The sequence below is a fragment of the Pseudomonas sp. SWRI50 genome, from assembly GCF_014269095.1.
Taxonomy (GTDB): Bacteria; Pseudomonadota; Gammaproteobacteria; order Pseudomonadales; family Pseudomonadaceae; genus Aquipseudomonas; species Aquipseudomonas kermanshahensis.
In genome coordinates, this window is sequence record NZ_JABWRW010000005.1 from 157,938 (window position 1) to 177,957 (window position 20,020).

The 20,020-nt window shown below is 62.2% G+C and carries 15 protein-coding genes and 1 pseudogene; 8 read left to right on the plus strand and 8 right to left on the minus strand.

Translation table 11 applies throughout. From position 1 onward, the window contains the following. Window positions 1-4: 4 nt before the first annotated feature. The 4 genes from HU750_RS07925 to pmrG form a co-directional block, all read right to left on the minus strand. Complete coding sequence (locus HU750_RS07925; RefSeq protein WP_186678304.1) at window positions 5-883, minus strand: DUF4123 domain-containing protein; 879 nt, start codon at window positions 881-883, stop codon at window positions 5-7. After that, a complete protein-coding gene (locus tag HU750_RS07930) occupies window positions 883-3,063 on the minus strand; it encodes a type VI secretion system Vgr family protein (RefSeq protein ID WP_186678324.1) in 2,181 nt (726 codons plus the stop codon). Before HU750_RS07930 ends, HU750_RS07925 begins: the two co-directional genes overlap by 1 nt. Window positions 3,064-3,533: 470 nt before the next feature. Further along, window positions 3,534-4,412 (minus strand): phosphatase PAP2 family protein, encoded by an 879-nt coding sequence (locus HU750_RS07935; RefSeq protein ID WP_186678327.1) that lies wholly within the window; start codon window positions 4,410-4,412, stop codon window positions 3,534-3,536. Window positions 4,413-4,414: 2 nt separating this feature from the next. Beyond that, the gene (gene pmrG / locus HU750_RS07940) at window positions 4,415-5,104 is read right to left on the minus strand and encodes a lipopolysaccharide core heptose(II)-phosphate phosphatase PmrG (RefSeq protein WP_186678330.1); all 690 of its coding nucleotides are present in this window, start codon (window positions 5,102-5,104) and stop codon (window positions 4,415-4,417) included. Window positions 5,105-5,407: 303 nt separating this feature from the next. On the opposite strand from pmrG, the gene HU750_RS07945 reads away from it, so the two are divergent. From HU750_RS07945 to HU750_RS07980, 8 genes and pseudogenes are all read left to right on the plus strand, one after another. Then, complete coding sequence (locus HU750_RS07945; RefSeq protein ID WP_186678333.1) at window positions 5,408-6,148, plus strand: gluconate 2-dehydrogenase subunit 3 family protein; 741 nt, start codon at window positions 5,408-5,410, stop codon at window positions 6,146-6,148. 3 nt (window positions 6,149-6,151) lie between these two features. Further along, complete coding sequence (locus HU750_RS07950; protein WP_186678336.1) at window positions 6,152-7,936, plus strand: GMC family oxidoreductase; 1,785 nt, start codon at window positions 6,152-6,154, stop codon at window positions 7,934-7,936. 12 nt (window positions 7,937-7,948) lie between these two features. Further along, a complete protein-coding gene (locus HU750_RS07955; protein WP_186678338.1) occupies window positions 7,949-9,241 on the plus strand; it encodes a cytochrome c in 1,293 nt (430 codons plus the stop codon). 235 nt (window positions 9,242-9,476) lie between these two features. Beyond that, complete coding sequence (locus HU750_RS07960) at window positions 9,477-10,499, plus strand: LacI family DNA-binding transcriptional regulator (RefSeq protein ID WP_186678340.1); 1,023 nt, start codon at window positions 9,477-9,479, stop codon at window positions 10,497-10,499. Between the two features lie 63 nt (window positions 10,500-10,562). Next, window positions 10,563-11,342, plus strand: coding sequence for a sugar phosphate isomerase/epimerase family protein (locus HU750_RS07965; RefSeq protein ID WP_186678342.1), 780 nt, complete (start codon window positions 10,563-10,565; stop codon window positions 11,340-11,342). Then, entirely contained in the window at window positions 11,335-12,285 is a 951-nt protein-coding gene (locus HU750_RS07970; RefSeq protein WP_186678344.1) for a sugar kinase, read from the plus strand. Before HU750_RS07965 ends, HU750_RS07970 begins: the two co-directional genes overlap by 8 nt. A 53-nt stretch (window positions 12,286-12,338) precedes the next feature. Next, window positions 12,339-13,605 (plus strand): annotated as a pseudogene (locus HU750_RS07975) (MFS transporter); the annotation flags it as partial. Window positions 13,606-13,642: 37 nt separating this feature from the next. Next, the gene (locus tag HU750_RS07980) at window positions 13,643-14,617 is read left to right on the plus strand and encodes a 2-hydroxyacid dehydrogenase (protein WP_186678346.1); all 975 of its coding nucleotides are present in this window, start codon (window positions 13,643-13,645) and stop codon (window positions 14,615-14,617) included. 18 nt (window positions 14,618-14,635) lie between these two features. Here HU750_RS07980 and HU750_RS07985 read toward each other — a convergent pair whose 3' ends face one another. From HU750_RS07985 to HU750_RS08000, 4 genes are all read right to left on the minus strand, one after another. After that, complete coding sequence (locus HU750_RS07985; protein WP_186678354.1) at window positions 14,636-15,601, minus strand: endonuclease; 966 nt, start codon at window positions 15,599-15,601, stop codon at window positions 14,636-14,638. A gap of 198 nt (window positions 15,602-15,799) precedes the next feature. Further along, window positions 15,800-17,437 (minus strand): BCCT family transporter, encoded by a 1,638-nt coding sequence (locus HU750_RS07990; protein WP_186678356.1) that lies wholly within the window; start codon window positions 17,435-17,437, stop codon window positions 15,800-15,802. 72 nt (window positions 17,438-17,509) lie between these two features. Then, window positions 17,510-18,646: an FAD-binding oxidoreductase gene (locus HU750_RS07995; protein ID WP_186678357.1), complete on the minus strand. Its 1,137-nt coding sequence runs from the start codon at window positions 18,644-18,646 to the stop codon at window positions 17,510-17,512. 5 nt (window positions 18,647-18,651) lie between these two features. After that, window positions 18,652-19,845: an aromatic ring-hydroxylating oxygenase subunit alpha gene (locus HU750_RS08000; RefSeq protein WP_412764960.1), complete on the minus strand. Its 1,194-nt coding sequence runs from the start codon at window positions 19,843-19,845 to the stop codon at window positions 18,652-18,654. Between the last annotated feature and the right edge of the window lie 175 nt (window positions 19,846-20,020).

Below are 20,020 nucleotides of genomic sequence, written 5' to 3' on the forward strand. Positions count from 1 at the left end.
TGTTTTAGTCCTTTGTGCGCAGGCGTCGCTGCACGTTGTCGATAAGGGCGGTGTGCTGTTCGCGGGTGGCGACGATTGCCTCCTGCCAGGCCGGTGAGGTGTTGAGCTGATCACCGTCGCGAGCCATCATCAGTACATAGGTGATGAGATCCTCCTCACGGGCCAGGCCTTGCTCGCGTGCCTGGTTGAGGTAATGCTGGATCAGGCCGACGCGCGTGCCGTGGCAGGCACCCGCCAAGGCTGGGCAGTGCTGACCGTCCTTCAGTACATCGGCAAGTTGGTAGCTCAGCGGGTCGCCGGCCAATGCTGCCCAGCAAACTTCGTCCAGTGTGATCGGCGTGACATGCGCAGCGTGAGGTTGATCGCCGCCCGCTATTTGCAACCACAGCGTCTTGTGCGGATGTGCTACAGGTGCCCACCAGTGATGGATGGGTGCCAACCATTCGCTCACCCCAGGCAAGTGACGGTGGCTATCGAGCGCTTGCAGGGCAGCAGCGGTGTGGTAGCGCAGAAGGTACGAATGGCCATCTGCGCCTGTGACGATGTTGGCCTGGCTCAAGTGCAGGGCGAGTTCGGCAGGTGGCAATGCGCTGATTATCCAGCCACATACGGCGCCGCCTGCACCTTGTTCGAGCTGCCATTGAAAGTCGTACTGGGCTGAAACATCGGAGCCAGGACGCGAACCGAACAGCCACGGGCCCACTGCCTGCAAGTTGCTGAATTGGGCTTGCTGCAACAGTGGCCAGCAGCGCTGCGAGTAGTACTGAGTCAGGTTTTCCCGAACCTCGGGTGGAAGATCTGCCATTTCCACAACCGCGCTCAGGCGGTACCGGTCGGATGTTCGCAGGACCTTGACCAGTGCTCTGACGAATGGACTGGGCATCAGTGCGCTCCTGCCATCCGGATCATGTTGTGGCCGTTTGTGATCGCTTTCAGCAAACAACTGAGGCAAACGGGTTCGCCGGGCTCTGGAATGCCCGCGGTCGACGTTGTGAATTGGCTGCCCTTTGCCTGCTGGTGGACCGGCCCTTTGAAGGCCAGTGCCACGCCGTCCAGCGTGACACCGGCCCCATCGATTCGCAGCAGCCCGCCTGGGCTCCGGATGGTGAGGCTCTCGCTGACCTGTATGTCATAAACCTTGGTGGTGTGCCGGATGGCTTCTCCGGTCTGCAACAGGTGATGACCACCCACCACCTGTTCGAGGTGGCCACCAATTTCAACCGTGTGGTTGGCTTTGGTAACGTCCTGGCGCTGGTTGCCAACCGTCTCGATGCGGTCCTGGCCTGTGACGATCGTGTGCGTCCGGCCAATCGTCAGGCTGTTGTCATTGCCGATCTCGTGCACCCGGTCTTGGCCGATGCTGACGGACTCGTCCTGGACGACCTCTTCCCGGCGGTCCCGGCCAATCCAAACCTTTTCGTCACGCTCGACCCGTTCGTCGCGATCGTTGCCGACGCGCGTCGTTTTGTTATGTTTTACAACGTTGTTCTGGTCCTTTTCTGCATGGATGAACACCTCCTGGCGGTCCAGCTCGTCCTCGAAACGCAGTTCGTTAAAGCCAGCGCCCTTATGGGTCTGGCTCTTGATGGTCATGCGCGTCTTGAACTGGGGTAGGTCGTACGGTGGCAGCTGATTGCCGCAATAGGTGCGGCCGGTGATCATCGGCTGGTCTGGGTCGGCATTGACGTACTGGATGATCACGTCCTGGCCAATACGCGGGATGGCCATCGAGCCCCAGCTGCCACCAGCCCAGCCTTGCGACACCCGCACCCAGCAGGAGCTGAATTGATTGTTTTTGCTTTCCCTGTCCCAAGGGAAGCTGACCTTGACCCGGCCCCACTGGTCGCAATGGATCTCCTCGCCAACTGGGCCGACGACGGTGGCCATGTGCGGGCCGTCAATGCGTGGTTTGGCCAACGGCGCTGGGCGCCATTCGGTTCTGCCTGGCACCAGTACGGCGTCTTGGCTATAGCGCGTGCCTTGCCTGGCCCCGGCGGCTTCCTCCTGCAGGCTGGTGAACTGGGTACCCTCGTGGTGCACCTTGATCACACGCCAGTGCACGTTCAAGTCTTGTCGCGGGTGCTCAATCAGGGTGAAGCTCAGCCCCGGTTGCAGGCGCACATCATCGCCTTGCACTTCGGCAATACAGGCATCATGGCGCAGCGCGGTGATCCGGGTCGCGGTGAAGGGCACGCCGACCGCCTCACACTTGTAGCGGCCGGGGTAGTCAAAACGCTCGTACGCGGTGGACTGGTGTGTCAGGCCACTTGCTTCTGCGCGATGTTCCAGGCGGTATTCGGGGTTGGTGAACGTATAGTCGCGTTGCACCTGTCGTGCAGTGCGCACCTGCTCGCTGTAGCGCAGTCTGCGTAGACAAGGTGTTGCCTGAACGCCACCGCTATTGGCGTGGTACAGCACTGCGTTGGGGTCGATGTCATCGTCATCGACGAACCCTTCATCGTCATCATCGGTCTTGATGACACCACGGCTGATCTGACCCATCGAAAGTAACCGGTCGGTGAGGACCAGCATGTGATGTTTTGGTGTGTGCTCGAACCGGTAGACAAAGCCTTCTTCGGCGGCCAGGCGGGCGATGAAGTTCAGGTCGGTTTCACCGGCCTGCACGCAGAACTCCCGTACCGCATGTTCACCGCGGCTATGCAGTTCAAAATGAAGGATGCCTTGGCGCTTGAGCATGAGCTCAAGAATTTGCGTGGCGGTTTTTTCCTGGAAGATGCGCCAGTTCGAGCGCAGCCCGGCCCGCGCCAGCGTGGGTTCGACCAAGGCGCGGTAACGCGTACGGTGAAAACCTGTCTCTCCCTGGCTGAAGGTGCTGACCAGGCCGTGCACGTAGCGCAACGGGCGGTCTCCCCGCCACAGGGTGAATAGCACCGGTTTGTCGAGCAGCTGGCCAAAATCGACATCGTCTTGGTAACTGACCAGCTCCAGGCTTAATTGGAAAGGTGTACTGACCGCTTCGTCGAGCTCGAACGAAACCACTTCAAACTCAACCTGGCCGACCAGCGGCTGGAAGGTGAAGCGCAAATCGGATTGGCTAGGCATGTGAATTCCCCCGAAAGTGCCTGAGTACGGTCATGACGAGCACTTGCCCGCTACTGCTGCAAGATGACGTTGAGCGACTCGAGAACTTCGGCGGGGATGACGGAGAGCAACTGCGGGCTCCGGGGTAATGCCGGCAGCTTGCGCAGTGGGGGGGCTTTCACGTCGTGCACGGGTATGCGATGGCTGATCCCCACGCACGACTTCAAGCAGGATTGGGGTGTTGGTGGGCACTGTTTTACCAGTGCCATCGGGCTCACTGAACATTCCTGGTCCTCGTGTTTGGGCGGGCAGCGTATGCACTGGGCATGGGCCGACCATGCGGCCAGACGCAAGCATTTGGCTGAAGCCTGAACACTAACGAGGAATCAATTCATGGGTGAGTATTGAGCGTCCTATAAACGTGTAGGAAAGTTCGATTTCTACTCTGCTAAGAAACACTTGGTTGCAGCTAGTGAAGGCGAAAAGTGCTTTCAAGCATCTCGATGCGGTTCTTGCTCGGCGCAAAGCTGGGCTTGCAAGGGTAGTGAGCTGATCGAATGGGCTGGGGAACAATGCCTTGCAGGGCTGTGATTTGGCGCCTGCAAGGCCAGGCGCCCATAGAACAGCAAGGCAGTGGCCCAGGTGGTGAACCAGACGAACAGACCTGCCCAAAACGTGTGGGACATGTAGTGCCACCCTTGCAGCATGCGGGTGGTGCCGTAGACGAACCCCAGCAACAGGATCGCCACCAGCAGCTTGCGCGCATGCATCCAGCGGTGGCGTAGCGCCACGAAGTACAGGGCCAGCAAGGTGAAACCACTGGACGCATGCCCGCCTGGCCAGCATCGGCCATCGCCAGCCTTGTCCAGCCAGGAGAAGTGCTCGAACCACTCGACCCGCACCTGCTGGCCGCCGTACAGCGTCGTTTCCACCGGGCAGTACACGCTGGTATGGCTTTTCAGGTAATGGATGACGGTGGTGCACAGCGCGAAGGCGACCACCACGAACAACAAGTCGCGACGGTGGTGGGTCGTGAAGCGCAATACCGGCGCGATTCGGGCGGTTTCCAGCCACCGCGTAAGGCCCCATTGCGGGTGATTTTCCAGGCGCGGCCAGGCGAACGACAGCAGCGAGCCGATCACGGCCAGTTCACCGGTCCAGTTCGGTAATACCCGTGGCCACTTGTGGGTGATCTTTTCGAACCATTGATTGTGCAACAGCGGAAACTGGCCGGTGGCCGGGTCGATCAGCAGGTTGCTGATCCAGCGGTCGAGTTCGGTCAGGTCGAAGGCGACGAAGACGATGCCCGCCAGCAGCAGCGGTAGCAGCAGGTTGTTGCGGTAGAAGGCGGCGCGTGAAGGTACAGGCATGGTCAGATTTCCCGGGCATCAGCGAGTTTGCGCCACTGGCTGGCATCCAGCTGGCCCAGCACGCGGGCCTTGCCATCTTCGCCCTGGGTGATGAACAGCGCGCTGGCGTAGCGGTTGGAATCCGCATCAGTGTCGACGTTGAGCTGGCGTTCCATCTGCTCCAGGCAGCTACTGTGGCTGACCAACACCAGGTTGCGGCCGGGTTGCTTGTGGGCGAAGGCATTGCTGGCGAAGGTGTGGTCACACTGGTTGAGCCAGTCCTGGGTGGCGATAGCCTTGCCGAACATGAACTGCGCGGTTTGCCGGGTGCGCATTTCCGGGCTGGCCCACACATCGGCGCTGCGCAGGCCAAGGCGTTGCAGGCCCTGGCCGACGTCGGCGGATACCCGGCTGCCCGCCAGGGTAATACCAGTGGGGTCGTCCAGGCAGGCACCCCGTGAGCGGTCGCAGCGTTCGGCGTGACGAATCACCACAATGACAGAACCCTTGGACCAGGCGCTGTGCAAGCCACTGCTGTGCAACGTATGCGGGTTGCCAAGGTCTGCAAGGGCAGGGCGTGCGGCAGCCCATGCAGCGAGAGCCACCAGCGCAACCGATACACACATCGCCACCAGCAGCGCTTTGGCGCGGGGCAATCGGTAGTGCCGGGCGAGCTTAAGGGCCGGCGGGGTGTCGATGACGCCATGCAGCATGCTGTCACTCCAGTGAGCGTGTACAACGGACCGGAACCGGTGGCTCGGATCCATTGAGAGTGCGCGCACTTTAGGTAGCAGGATGTCGCCAGAGGGTGAGGCTGATGTGAAAAATACCTTATCCGCGATGTTGGGCATTATTGCTGAAGGCCAACAATGTCAAGAATGAAACCGGTTTCAAAACATTTCTGAACGCGCTAGATTATTCGGCTGTCTTCTACACGCGCCCGCTTGCGCGAGTACCCCATGGAAAAATCAGATGGCGCAAACCAAGGCCGCCCCTACCGCTGATGAGGATTTGAAATGCCTGAGCACGCCCCAGACAATCCGCGCCGGGAATTCCTGCGCAAGACCTTGACCTTGATACCGGTCGCCACCGTGGCCAGCACCGGGCTGGGCCTGGGTGCCAGCCAACTGTTGGCCGAACCTGTGCGTGAGCCCAAGGTGCCTGTCGCTGCGCCTGCGGGCGATTATCAGCCAACCTTTTTCACCGCCGAAGAATGGGCCTTCGTGCAAGCGGCCGTAGCCCGCATCATCCCTGCGGACGAACTGGGCCCCGGTGCGCTCGAAGCGGGTGCCGCCGAGTTCATCGACCGCCAGATGAATACCCCCTATGCCACTGGCGCCCAGTGGTACATGCAGGGGCCGTTCAACGCCGACGCCCCACCAGAATTGGGCTACCAACTGCAACTCAGCCCGCAACAGATCTACCGGCTAGGCATCGCCGCCGTGGACGGCTGGTGCAAAGCCAACTCGGGCCAAGTGTTTGCTGCGCAAGATAGCGCTACCCGAGACCGCATTCTCGCCAAGGTCGAAGCCGGTGAGCTGGTGTTCGACGCGCTGCCGGCCACGCTGTTTTTCAGCTTGCTGGTACAGAACACCCGCGAGGGGTTCTTCTGCGATCCGATTCACGGTGGCAACAAAGGCATGGTGGGCTGGACCCAGATCGGCTTCCCCGGTGCACGGGCAGACTTCATGGACTGGGTCGAGCGCAACGAGCCTTACCCGTTCCCGGCAGTGTCGATCCGTGGCGAGAGGGCCTGAAGCATGGCGAATGTGTTGAAGAAAGTAGACGCCGTGATCGTGGGCTTTGGCTGGGCCGGCGCGATCATGGCCAAGGAATTGACCGAGGCGGGGCTGCAGGTGGTCGCTCTCGAGCGCGGGCCAATGCAGGACACCTACCCTGAGGGCAGCTACCCGCAGGTGATCGATGAGCTGACCTACAGCGTGCGCAAGAAGCTGTTCGTCGATGTGTCGAAAGAGACCGTCACCATCCGTCACAGCGTCAACGACGTTGCGTTGCCCAACCGCCAGTTGGGCGCCTTCTTGCCAGGCAAGGGCGTGGGCGGCGCGGGCTTGCACTGGTCCGGCGTGCATTTTCGGGTAGACCCGATCGAGCTGCGCATGCGCAGCCATTACGAAGAACGCTACGGCAAGGCGTTCATCCCTGAAGGCATGACCATCCAGGACTTCGGCGTCACCTACCAAGAGCTTGAGCCGTACTTCGATTTTGCCGAGAAGGTGTTCGGCACCTCGGGCCAGGCCTGGACCGTGAACGGCGCGGTGGTGGGTGAAGGGAAGGGCGGCAACCCCTATGCGCCTGATCGCTCCAACCCGTTCCCGCTGCCTGCACAAAAAAACGTGGTATCGGCAAAACTGTTCGAAAAGGCCGCCACCAGCCTCGGCTACAAGCCTTACAACCTGCCTTCGGCCAACACGTCGGGCCCTTACACCAACCCGTACGGCGCACAGATGGGGCCGTGCAACTTCTGCGGCTTCTGCAGCGGCTACGTGTGCTACATGTACTCCAAAGCCTCGCCCAACGTGAACATCCTGCCCGCACTGCGCCAGGTGCCGAACTTCGAGCTGCGCGCCAATGCCCATGTGCTGCGCGTGAACCTGGATGACAGCAAGCGCAAAGCCACAGGCGTGACCTACATCGACGCCCAAGGCCGGGAGGTGGAACAACCGGCGGACTTGGTGATTCTCGCAGCCTTCCAGTTCAACAACGTGCGCCTGATGCTGCTGTCCGGCATCGGCAAGCCTTATGACCCGGTCAAGAACGAAGGCGTTGTCGGGCGCAACTTCGCGTACCAGAACATGGGCACGGTCAAGGCGTTCTTCGACAAGGACACCTACACCAACAACTTCATCGGTGCTGGCGGTAACGGCATTGCGATCGATGATTTCAACGCTGACAACTTCGATCACGGCCCGCACGGTTTTGTCGGTGGCTCACCCATGTGGGTCAACCAGGCGGGCAGCCGCCCGATCGCCGGTATCGCCAACCCGCCCGGCACGCCCATCTGGGGCAGCGCCTGGAAAAAGGCCACGGCCGACTATTACACCCACCAGGTTTCCATGGACGCGCATGGCGCGCACCAGTCGTACCGTGGCAACTACCTGGACCTGGACCCGACCTACCGGGACGCCTTTGGCCAGCCGTTGCTGCGCATGACCTTCGACTGGCAGGAAAACGACATCAAGATGAACCAGTTCATGGTCGACAAGCTCAGCAAGATCGCCCAGGCGATGAACCCGAAGTCCATTGCGGTGTTGGGCAAAAAGGTCAAGGAACACTTCAACACTGCCAGCTACCAGACCACCCACCTCAACGGTGGCGCAATCATGGGCACTGACCCCAAGACCAGTGCGCTTAACCGCTATCTGCAGAGCTGGGACGTCCACAACGTTTTCGTCCCAGGGGCGTCGGCATTCCCGCAGGGCTTGGGTTATAACCCGACCGGTTTGGTCGCGGCATTGACGTACTGGTCTGCACGGGCGATCCGTGAGCAGTACCTGAAAAACCCTGGCCCACTGGTTCAGGCTTGAGGAGCGATGAGCATGAAGACACTGTTGATCGCAACGATCCTGTGCGGTGCAAGCCTTTCAGCCCAGGCTGACAGCGCGTTGGTCAAGCAAGGCGAGTACCTGGCGCGCGCGGGCGACTGCGTGGCCTGCCACACGGCCAAAGGCGGCAAGCCATTCGCCGGCGGGCTGCCCATGGAAACCCCCATCGGCACGGTGTACTCGACCAATATCACCCCTGATGCCAGCGGCATCGGCAACTACAGCTTCGAAGACTTCGACCAGGCCGTACGCCATGGCGTCGGCAAGGACGGCAGCACGCTGTACCCGGCGATGCCGTATCCCTCGTATGCACGCGTCAGCGATGACGACATGCGCGCGTTGTATGCCTACTTCATGCAGGGCGTAGAGCCGGTGGCGCAGCCGAACAAGGCGACGGACATCCCCTGGCCGTTGAGCATGCGCTGGCCGCTGGCGATCTGGCGGGGTTTGTTCGCGCCGCAGGTGAAGGCCTGGCAGGCCTCGGCTGCTGCCGACCCGGTCGTCAACCGCGGTGCTTATCTGGTTGAAGGGCTGGGGCACTGTGGCGCATGCCATACCCCGCGCGCCCTGACCATGCAGGAAAAGGCACTGAGCCCGCAGGATGGCGAGCAGTTTCTGGCAGGCAGCGCCCCGCTTGAAGGCTGGATTGCCAAGAGCCTGCGCGGTGATCACAAGGATGGCCTGGGCAGTTGGAGCGAAGCGCAGCTGGTGCAGTTTCTCAAGACCGGCCGAAGCGACCGCAGTGCGGTGTTCGGAGGCATGAGTGATGTGGTCGAGCACAGCATGCAGTACATGAGCGAGGCTGACCTGACGGCCATTGCCCGGTACCTGAAAACGCTGCCGCCCAGCAACCCCGATGACCAGCCGCATGCGTATGACAAGCAGGTCGCCGAGGCGCTGTGGAACGGCGATGACAGCAAGCGTGGGGCGTCGGTGTACATCGACAACTGCGCGGCGTGCCACCGCACCGATGGCCATGGCTATAGCGGGGTGTTCCCGGCACTGGCTGGTAACCCGGTGGTGCAGACCGCTGATGCCACCTCGTTGATCCATGTGGTGCTGGCCGGTGGCAAGGTGCCTGCGACGCACACGGCCCCATCGAACTTCACCATGCCGGCGTTTGGCTGGCGCCTGAGCGATCAGGAGGTCGCTGATGTGGTGAGCTTCATTCGCACCAGCTGGGGCAACCAGGGCGGGGCAGTGAAGGCCGACGATATCGCCAAGCTGCGCACGGATGACCTGAAACACACCTCTGGGGATGACCTTGGGCAGGTGACGAGCCACTAATACTGCGCAAAATTCAGAGCTTGCATGCCCCCCTGTAGGAGCAGCCTTGTGCTGCGAAGAGGTCGGTACAGACCACAGAAATTCGTGGCGGGTACTGGCCTCTTCGCAGCACAAGGCTGCTCCTACCGGGAACGTGTAAACTTGCCGACGAACGGTAGGTGACGAAACGCGCCGGTTTTGGTGTATTGAAACCGGTTTCATAGCCTGTCACCGACAATAATCACAAGGGACACCCATGACCGATTTGCCTGCCAATGCCCGCGAGCGGGTGACCATCAGCGAAGTAGCCCGTGTGGCCGGTGTGTCCAAGGCCACCGTCTCGCGCTACATCGGTGGCGATCGCCAGTTGCTGGCCGAGGCGACCGCCAAGCGCCTGGAAGAAGTCATCGAGCGCCTCGGCTATCGCCCCAACCAGATGGCCAGGGGCCTCAAACGCGGCCAGACTCGGCTGATCGGCATGCTGGTGGCAGACATCCTCAACCCCTATTCGGTGGCGGTGATGCACGGCGTCGAAACCGCCTGCCGCCAACACGGCTACAGCCTGGTGGTGTGCAACACCAACCGCGACGACGATCAAGAGCGCCATCACCTGGTGGCCCTGCAGTCCTACAACGTCGAGGGCCTGATCGTGAACACCCTCGGCCATCATCCCGGCGAACTGCTGAACCTGCAGCGCGACATGCCCATGGTGCTGGTGGACCGCCAACTGCCTGAACTCAATGTCGACCTGGTCGGCTTGGACAATGCCGACGCCGTCGAACAAGCCCTGGATCACCTGCAGGCGCAAGGCTACCGCGACATTCTGGCGGTAACCGAACCGCTCGATGGCACCAGTTCGCGCCAGGAGCGGGTGCAGGCGTTCGGGGCTTCCATCAACCGGCGCCCGGGCATGCGTCAACAGGTGCTGGAAGTCAGCCCCGACCTTCACGCCGGCCTGGCTTCATTTCTTTCGGCCAGCGGTCATGGCCCTCAAGCCATCTTCACCTTCAACGGTGTGGCGACGCTGGCCGTCACCCGAACCCTGCACGACGCCGGCTGCGGCTTGTTCGACGACGTTGGCCTGATCGCCATCGACGAACTGGACTGGTACCCCTTGGTCGGCAGCGGCATCACGGCATTGGCCCAACCCACCGAGCGTATCGGCGTGGCGGCATTCGAGTGCCTGCTGGGCCGCCTGCGCGGCGAACGCGGGGCGCCACGGCGCATCGACTTCAAGGCCGACCTGATCATCCGAGGTTCAACCCACTCACGCGACTGAACGAAAGGCACGTTGCGGCTTGACGTGCATAAAAATGAAACCGGTTTCATAAGGACAATAACAATGCGCTCGAACCCCGTTTCCATCAGCCTCTCCAGCTACGGTGCCAGCTTGGTAAGGCAGCGCGGCCAGCAACATTTTCTGGACATGCTGGCCGCTGCCGGCGTAACCCGTGTCGAATTTCGTGAAGAACTGTTCGAAAGCGCGCCGGACACCCACGCGCTGGCCGCCGCCGTCACCGCGTTGCGGCTCGAATGCCTGTATTCCTCGCCCCTTGAACTGTGGACGGCGCAGGGCCTGCCAGACCCACGCCTGACGCAGAAACTGGCGCTGGCCCGCGCGATGGGCGCGGTGGCCCTGAAGGTATCGCTGGGGCATTTCGATGACACCTGTGATGTGGCGGCCTTACGCTCGCTGTTACCTGACGATGGCCCCCAGCTGTTGGTCGAGAACGACCAGACCGAGCAAGGCGGGCGCATCGCGCCGCTGCTCACGTTCTTCCAGCGCGCCGATGACCTTGGGCTGGCGCTGGGCATGACGTTCGACATCGGTAACTGGCAATGGCAGGGCGAGCCTGTACAGCAAGCGGCTCGCCAACTGGGGCGTTGGGTGCGTTATGTGCACTGCAAGGCGGTCGAGCGCCAGCCCGCTGGGCGACTGGTCGCCGTGCCGCCGCAAGCTGACGATCTGCAAGCGTGGGATGCCTTGCTGGCCGCGTTCACGCCCGGCGTGGTGCGTGCCGTGGAATACCCGTTGGCCGCTGACGACTTGCTCACGCTGACCCGTGCCCAGGTAGTGGCGCTGTCTGCGCTGGGCCTGGCCGAGGAGGTCAGCCATGCATGAGCATGACGTGCTGTGCTTCGGCGAAACCATGGCCATGTTCGTCGCCGAGCAGGTGGGGGACCTGGCGCATGTCGGGCAGTTCGGCAAACGCATCGCCGGTGCCGACAGCAACGTTGCCATCGGCCTGTCGCGGCTGGGCTTCAAGGTCCGCTGGCTGAGCAGGGTGGGCGACGACTCCCTGGGGCGCTTTGTCCTCGACAGCTTGCGGCGAGAAGGCCTGGACTGCAGCGACGTTGAAGTCGATCCGCAACACCCCACCGGTTTTCAGCTCAAAGCCCGCTGCGATGATGGCAGTGACCCGGCAGTGGAATACTTTCGCAGCCATTCAGCGGCGCGCCGTTTGTCCCCGGCATTGATCCGCCCACATTGGTTGCAGACCCGCCACCTGCATGCCACCGGCATCCCGCTGGCGCTTTCAGCCGAGTGCAGGGCCTTGTCGCATGCATTGGTGGATGGCATGCGCGCTGCCGGGCGCAGCATTTCCTTTGACCCTAACCTGCGCCCAGCGCTGTGGCCGGACCGCACGCGCATGATCCACGAGATCAATGCCCTGGCAGTCAAGGCTGACTGGGTACTGCCGGGCCTTGAAGAAGGCCGCCTGCTGACCGGCCAGCACGCACCAGCGGACATTGCCGCGTTCTACCTCGACAAAGGGGTGGAACTGGTGGTGATCAAGCTGGGGGACGAAGGCGCGTATTTTCGCACCGCCAAAGGCGATGGCCAGGTAGCCCCCGTGCCGGTGGCCAAGGTGGTCGACACCGTCGGTGCGGGTGACGCCTTTGCTGTCGGCGTGCTCAGTGCGCTGCTCGAAGGCCGTGAACTGCCCGAGGCGGTGGCGCGTGGTAACTGGTGTGGCAGCCGCGCCGTGCAGTCGCGCGGCGACATGGAAGGTTTGCCGCTGCGTCACGAACTCGAAACCCATGACCTGCGCATAAGCGCCTAAACGCCTGGCCCCTACCTGTTGCGACAAAAACAAAAAGCTCAGGAGTACACATGATGCAAACGACAAGTCTCGCGCGTCGCCGTTGGTGGTACATCATCCCAATCGTGTTCATCACCTACAGCCTGGCCTACCTGGACCGTGCCAACTATGGGTTCGCGGCAGCGTCCGGCATGGCCGACGACCTTAAAATCACCCCGGTGCTGTCGTCGTTGCTGGGTGCGCTGTTTTTCCTTGGTTACTTTTTCTTCCAGGTACCTGGGGCCATCTACGCCGAAAAACGCAGCGTCAAGAAGCTGATCTTCGTCAGCCTGATCCTCTGGGGCGGCCTGGCCACCCTGACCGGCATGATCAGCAATGTGTACATGCTGATCGGCATCCGCTTCCTGCTTGGCGTGGTCGAAGCCGCCGTGATGCCGGCGATGCTGGTGTACCTCTGCCATTGGTTCACCCGCGCCGAACGGTCCCGGGCCAACACCTTCCTGATGCTCGGCAACCCGGTGACCATCCTGTGGATGTCGGTGGTGTCGGGCTACCTCATCAAGCACTACGACTGGCGCTGGATGTTCATCATCGAAGGCCTGCCTGCGGTGATCTGGGCGTTCTTCTGGTGGCGCCTGGTGGACGACCGCCCGGCTCAGGTCAAGTGGCTTAGCGAGCAGGAAAAGACCGATCTGGAAAACGCCCTGGCAGCAGAACAGCAGGGCATCAAACCGGTGAAGAACTACCGCGAAGCGTTCCGCTCGCCCCAGGTGATCATCCTGTCGATGCAGTACTTCTGCTGGAGCATCGGCGTGTACGGCTTCGTGCTCTGGCTGCCGTCGATTCTGAAACAGGCGGCCAACGTCGACATCGTCCAGGCCGGCTGGTTGTCGTCGGTGCCCTATCTGGCGGCGGTGCTGGCCATGGTCGGGGTGTCCTGGGCGTCGGACCGTTTGCAGAAGCGCAAGCGCTTCGTCTGGCCGCCCCTGTTGATTGCGGCGCTGGCGTTCTATGGCTCCTATGCCTTGGGCAGTGAGCACTTCTGGTTGTCCTACGCATTGCTGGTAGTTGCCGGTGCCTGCATGTATGCGCCCTATGGGCCGTTTTTCGCCATCGTGCCGGAGATCCTGCCCAGTAACGTCGCCGGTGGCGCCATGGCCTTGATCAACAGCATGGGCGCGCTGGGTTCGTTCGGTGGCTCGTGGCTGGTCGGTTACCTCAATGGCGCCACCGGCGGGCCGGGCGCCTCGTACCTGTTCATGTGCGGTGCACTGCTGACGGCAGTCGCGCTCACGGCGGCGCTTAAAACCTCACACACCGCTGGCCGGGCCAAGCGCGGCGGCTCTCATCTGGCCACGAGCCACTAGGAAATCCTGCTATGAAGAAGCGAATCGTCCTTTACAAGCGCCTGTCCGACACGTTGATGGCGCGCCTGCAGCAACAGGTTGACGTGACCTGGGTGGACACGGCCGGGCCCGATGGCCTTGCCCGCCTGCGCGATGCGTTGCCGGGCGCTCAAGGGCTGTTGGGTGCCAGCCTGCGCTTGGACAGCGGCCTGCTGGACCTGGCCCCGCAACTGGAGGTGGTCGCCAGCGTGTCGGTAGGCGTGGACAACTACGACATCGCCGACCTGACCCGGCGTGGCGTGATGCTGACCAACACGCCCGACGTACTGACCGAAACCACCGCCGACACCGGCTTTGCCTTGATCCTGGCCAGTGCGCGTCGGGTCGTGGAGCTGGCGGGCTGGGTGCGTGACGGCCAGTGGCAAGCCAACCTTGGGCCTGCGCACTTTGGCACGGATGTGCACGGCAAGACCTTGGGCATCATTGGCATGGGGCGGATTGGCGAAGCGTTGGCCCGGCGCGGCGCGGCCGGTTTTGGCATGCGGGTGCTTTACCACAGCCCACGCGCCAAGCCTGCGGTGGAGGCCCGTTACGACGCCCGTCACTGCAGCCTTGACGACCTTCTGCAACAGGCTGATTTCGTCTGCCTGACCGTGCCGCTGAGTGCCGCCACCGAGGGGCTGATCGGCGCGCGTGAGCTTGCCTTGATGAAGCCCGAGGCAATGCTGGTGAACATTGCGCGTGGACGGGTGGTGGATGAAGCCGCGCTGATCGAGGCCTTACGGGAGAAACGCATCCGCGGCGCGGGCCTGGATGTGTTCGTCCAGGAGCCGTTGCCCAGTGATTCACCGCTGCTGCAACTGGACAACGTGGTGGCGACCCCGCATATCGGTTCGGCCACCCACGATACCCGTGAGGCCATGGCGCGCTGTGCGGTAGACAACCTGCTCAGCGCGTTGGCCGGTGAGCGCCCGGCAAACCTGGTGAACCCAACAGCCGGGCGTTGATGCACCGAAGCGCAGCGGTTACCGGCAGTTGCCCGCCTTGCGGTAGCCGGCCGCTTGCGCCTCGCCCTCGGAGCCGAACATCACCTGGTTCTTCGAGGCCACCTGGGTGTAGCCCGGGCAGCCATTGGCCAGGTGATAGACATGGCTGTTGCGGTTGCCGAGCACAGCGCCTGTTGCTGCAGTGCTGGCCAGGCTGGGCTTGGCCGCTTCGCTGACCGGTTTGGCCGGCATGGCTTGCACGACACCAGTGCCAACAGGCTTGTAGTCGGCTGTCCATTTGCGTTCGCCCGTCACGAACGGGTTGGCGTGCCCCATGATGGCGGCGATGCGCCGGTCACGTTCTTTTTCCCAGGCCGAGACGGGGTGCTGTTTGTCCCAGGCCATCAGCAGTTGCTGCTGTTGACGCGACATGCTCAGCTTGTAGCGGTCGAACATGTAGAACGTGGTACGGGCAACCAGGCCCTTCACTTCGTCACGCGGCTCGGCGGCGCGCTGCACGAAATCGACCTTGGTCGAGCACTGGCCGTATTGCCCGGCGTTGCCAGCGACCATGCCGTAGTTGAAGTTGCTGCGGTCACCGTTGACTTCGCCCACGGCCGGGTAGAGGTTGAACAGGTCGGCTTCCATGGCGCGGAAGACCGGGTCGTCATCGACACAATGCTCGCGGCCGCCGTTTTTCCAGCATTGGCGCTGGTTGCCGAAGGTATAGGCCGGCACGATGTGTTCCCACTCGGTACGCTCGGCGCGGTTTTGCTGTTTGCGGGTTTCATAACCGCAGGAGGCAGCATCGATGCGCCCACCTGACTTGCCCACCCAGGTCCATTTGCAGCCGCAATACAGGTCGCCCATGGCGCTGCTTGCCTGGTCCAGGTAGACCTTTTGCTTGGCGACGACCTTGGCTTCGGTGAAGGTGGAAGGCGGGTTGGCGAAGGCGGGGAGGTTGACGGCGAGCAGGAGCGCTACGGCATAAAGCAGTTTTTTCATGGGGGGCAGCAGGTTTCAGTTAAGGAACTGCATTCTAATCGAAATCTAACTTATTGATTTGGATTGAATCCCCCTCCGGTCAAGCGCGGTCCTGGTAGGAGCAGCCTTGTGCTGCGAAGAGGCCGGTACAGACCACAGTATTTCGTCTCTGGCACTGGCCTCTTCGCAGCACAAGGCTGCTCTTACAATGCGATGACGTCAGCCAGCGGCCAGTTCGTTGGCAGGCCGTGGAATTTCAGCGCCCGCATGCACCGGCGCCGGTCCAGTAATCACTGCATCACTGGCAAACAAGCTGCGCATCAGGCTGTACCCGGCCAGCAACATGTAGAACGCAATCGGCAGGCCGACCACGATGCTGGCCATCTGAATCGCCAGCAAGCCGCCGGCAATCACCAGGCTGGCCGCGATGGCGCCCTCCAGCACACACCACAGCACGCGTATCCAGTTGGGTGGGTCGATGCTGCCCAGCGAGTTGAGCATGCACAGCACCTGGGTCCCGGCATCGGCCGCAGTGACGAAATGCACGGCCAGCAGCAGGCAGATGATCACGCTGAGGATTGCACCCAGCGTGGGGCCGTCGAGGCGGTCGAGCAAGGTGAACATGGCCGTGGTGGTTTCCTTGCGCGTGGCTTCCAGAATCGGGCCACCCTGGAACGCGCCGGCCGCAGCCTGCTCGGCGACCGGCAGTGCTTGATAGGCGTGGCGCACTTGCTGCTCATCCTTCAGTGCGGCACCGCCGAACACGGCCATCCACAAAATAGTCACCAAGGTCGGCACCAGCAACGCGCCGAACACCAGTTCGCGGATGGTCCGGCCACGGGAAATCCGGGCAATGAACAGGCCAACGAACGGCCCCCAGGTCATCCACCACGGCCAGTAGAAGGCGGTCCAGCTCTTCTGCCAACTGCTGTCGGCCTGGGCGTCGGTCCAGAAACTCATGCCGATGATGTTCTGCGCGTAGTCGCCCGCCGACTCGAACAGCAGGTTCATGATGTAGTTGGTTGGGCCCAGGGCCAGCACCACCAGCATCAGCCCCAGGGAAATCCACATGTTCAGCGTCGACAGGCGCTTCATGCCACGCGATACACCGGCCACTAGCGAGATCGAGGCGATCACGGTGACGACGGCGATGATGCTCAGCTTGAACGACAGGGTGACTGGCGTGCCGAACACCTGATGCATGCCCATGTTGATCTGCTCGACGCCCAACCCCAGCGATTGCGACACCCCGAATGCAGTGACCGCGCCACCAATGATGTCGACCGTATGGCCAATCGGCCCGTAGATGCGGTTGCCGATGATCGGGTACAGGATCGAGCGCAGCGCCAGTGGCAGCCCTTCACGGTAGGCGAAGTAGGCCAGGCCCAGGCCGATCACGGTGAAGATCGCCCAAGGGTGTAGGCCCCAGTGCAACAGGGTTATACGCATGGCCATGGACGCGGCCTGGTCGGTGAGCCCCGGTGTGAACGGGTTGCTGGCGTAGTGCAGCACCGGCTCTGCAACCGACCAGAAGATCAGCCCAACGCCCATGCCCGCACTGAACAGCATGGCGATCCAGGCGGCAAAACTGAACTCGGGTTTTTCGTCGGGGCGCCCGAGCTTGAGGGTGCCATAGCGGCTGAAGGCGATGTACACCAGTAAGCCGAGGATGGTGCTGACCAGCGCCAGGTAAAACCACTTGAGGTGGTCGAGAATGGCGTCCGACGCGCCTTTGAATACCCCCGCAGCTTGGTCGCCATGTGAAGCGCAGAGCACCACGAACGCCACCACGATTGTGATCGATCCTACCGTTACAATAGGGTTCAGGCCTTTGAAAAGGCCTTGTTTTGCACGCATCGTCCATATCCTTTTTATTTTCGCAAGACGGCAAAAAAGGACGCCCCACTAACAGGGCGTCCTTGTCGAATGTCAGAGGTCGATCACCAGGTCCGACGTCGGGCGGCTGCAGCACAGCAGCCGCAGGCCTTTGTCGATTTCACGCTGGCGAATGCCGCCGTTATGCTTCATCTCGACGCTGCCCTGCAATACCGCGGTCTTGCAGGTACCGCACACACCTTGGCTGCACGAGGAGGGGACTACGGCACCGGCTTTTTTGGCAGCGGCCAGTACGGTCTGGTCGGCGCTCATGGTGAATGCCTTGCCAGAGCGGGCAAGGCGCACGGTGAAGCTGTCCAGGGCCTGGCCGGGGGCGGCGGGGGCGGCTGCCGGCTCGGCTTCGGCGTTGATGTCGAAGCTTTCCTGGTGGTAGCGGGCCAAGTCGAAACCAGCCCCCGCCAACAAGGCCTTGGTCGCCTCCATGTAGCCTTTTGGCCCGCAGGTGAATACCGCCCGCTCCTTGAAGTCGGGGATCTGGCGCTGCAGTGCGTCCAGCGACAGGCGCCCGATCGGGCCGTCCCAGTTGGGCTCGTCGCCAGCGCCTTCGCAGAAGAACAGCGTCCGCAGCCCTGGCATGGAGCGTTCGAGGCGCGCCAGTTCATCGCGGAAGATGATGTCTTTAGGCGTACGCGCACTGTGCACGAAGACGATGTCCAGGTCGGCGTGCAGGTCGGCGGCGGCGCGGGTCATCGCCATCAGCGGGGTGACGCCGGAGCCGGCCGACAGGTACAGCAATTTGCGCGCAGGGCCCGCCACGGGGGTAAAGACGCCCGCGGGGCCAGAGGCGGCCAGGGCGTGGCCAGGGTGCAGGTTATCGTGCAACCAGTTGGACACCGTGCCGCCCGGCACCCGCTTGACCGTGATGGCAAAGGTGAACGGCCGGGTCGGTGTCGAGGACAGGGTGTAGCAGCGGGACACGCTGGCCCCCGCAATCACAGGCGACACGGTGAGGAACTGGCCCGGTTCGTAGGCAAGCGCCGGGTAGTCTGGGCTGTGGAAGGTGAAGGTTTTCACGTCGTGGGTCTCGTCCACAACGCTCAGGCATTCGATGCGTTTGCTTTCACCGCTGGCCCACTGGGCACCATGGGCGGCCCAGTGGTCGGTGTCGGTGAAGCGCTGGTCGGCACGCAGGCCGGCAATGTTCTGGGCAATGTTCTCGAGCACGGTCATCTCCTTCACACCCCATGTGCCGCGAGGCGCGAGGTGTACCAGCGGGCGAACTGGTCGACGTACGGCTCGGTGTAGGTGGAGTAGGGGCCTGGGACGAAGGCGGGGTCTTGGGTGCCACTGTGGGTGATGGCGACCAGGGCGGCGTCCTGTTGGGTAGTGGCGACCCAGACCTCGGTCAGGCGCTGCAGGTCGTAGTCGACCCCTTCGACGGCATCGCGGTGCACCAGCCATTTGGTGCGCACCAGGGTGCGGTCCGGCGAGAGCGGGATGATCCAGCTGATCATGGCGTGGTCGCTCATCACGTGAGCCCAAGCGTTGTTGCCCCACAGGTGGGTGTCGCCCAGGTCGCGACGGGTCAGGTTGCCCAACAGTTTGCGGCAGGCAACCTGGGTATCGAGTGTCTGCGATTCACCCGCACCGGCGATGATCATGCGCTGGGTGCGAAACTGCGTGGGGGCGTCATCCTGCAAATGCTCCACAGTCTCGTAGAGCAGGCCCGAATTGGCCCAGTCAGCTTCGATGCCGGCCTTGCGAATCTGATAGGCATCGTAGGACGCGCGAGCCTCGTCGCTCATCTCTTCCAGGCTGACGCCAAGGTCTTCGGACTGGTAGGACACGATCAGTTCCGGGTGGGTGCCGGCGCAGTGGTAGCACTCCCGGTTGTTCTCCATCACCAGCTTCCAGTTGCCGTTCTCGATGTAGTCGAGTTCGTAGGCGATTCGGGTATTGGCCAGGTCGAACGGCGCGAAGCGCGGCCCCATCACCGCTTCGAGGTCCTTGATGTCTTCAGGCGGGTTGTCGCCCAGGCACACCAGTACATGGGCCCCGACAACCTTGCAGTGCACCGGGATCAGGCTGCGGCACTTGGGGTCGAAGCCCTTGCCCATGTGGCTGGCATGCTTGAGGCTGCCGTCCAGGTCGTAGGTCCACTGGTGGTAGGGGCATACCAGCATGCCGACAGTGGATTTGCCTGCTTCTTTCAGGCGCGCGCCGCGGTGGCGGCATACATTGCGGTAGGCGCGGATCTGTTCATCATCGTCGCGCAGGATCAGCACCGACGATTTGCCGATATCGACGGTAAAGACATCACCGGGTTCATCGACATCGGCGGTAACGGCGACCTGTATCCAATGCTGGTTGAAGAAGATTTCCATGTCGGTTTCGAAAACATCCTGGCGGCTGTACAACGCGCCATTCATGCCAAAACCAGGTTGGCGGGATGCAATCAGTTCGCGATGGGTTTTGCTCGATGAAGGGCGCATTGTTGTCCTCAGGCACTTTTATTTTTAATCGACCAAGACGTCTGGCGCGGATTATTGAAGTGGCCCTGAAAAGGCGTCAATGCGCTTAATTTTCTGTGTGGTATTACTTGAG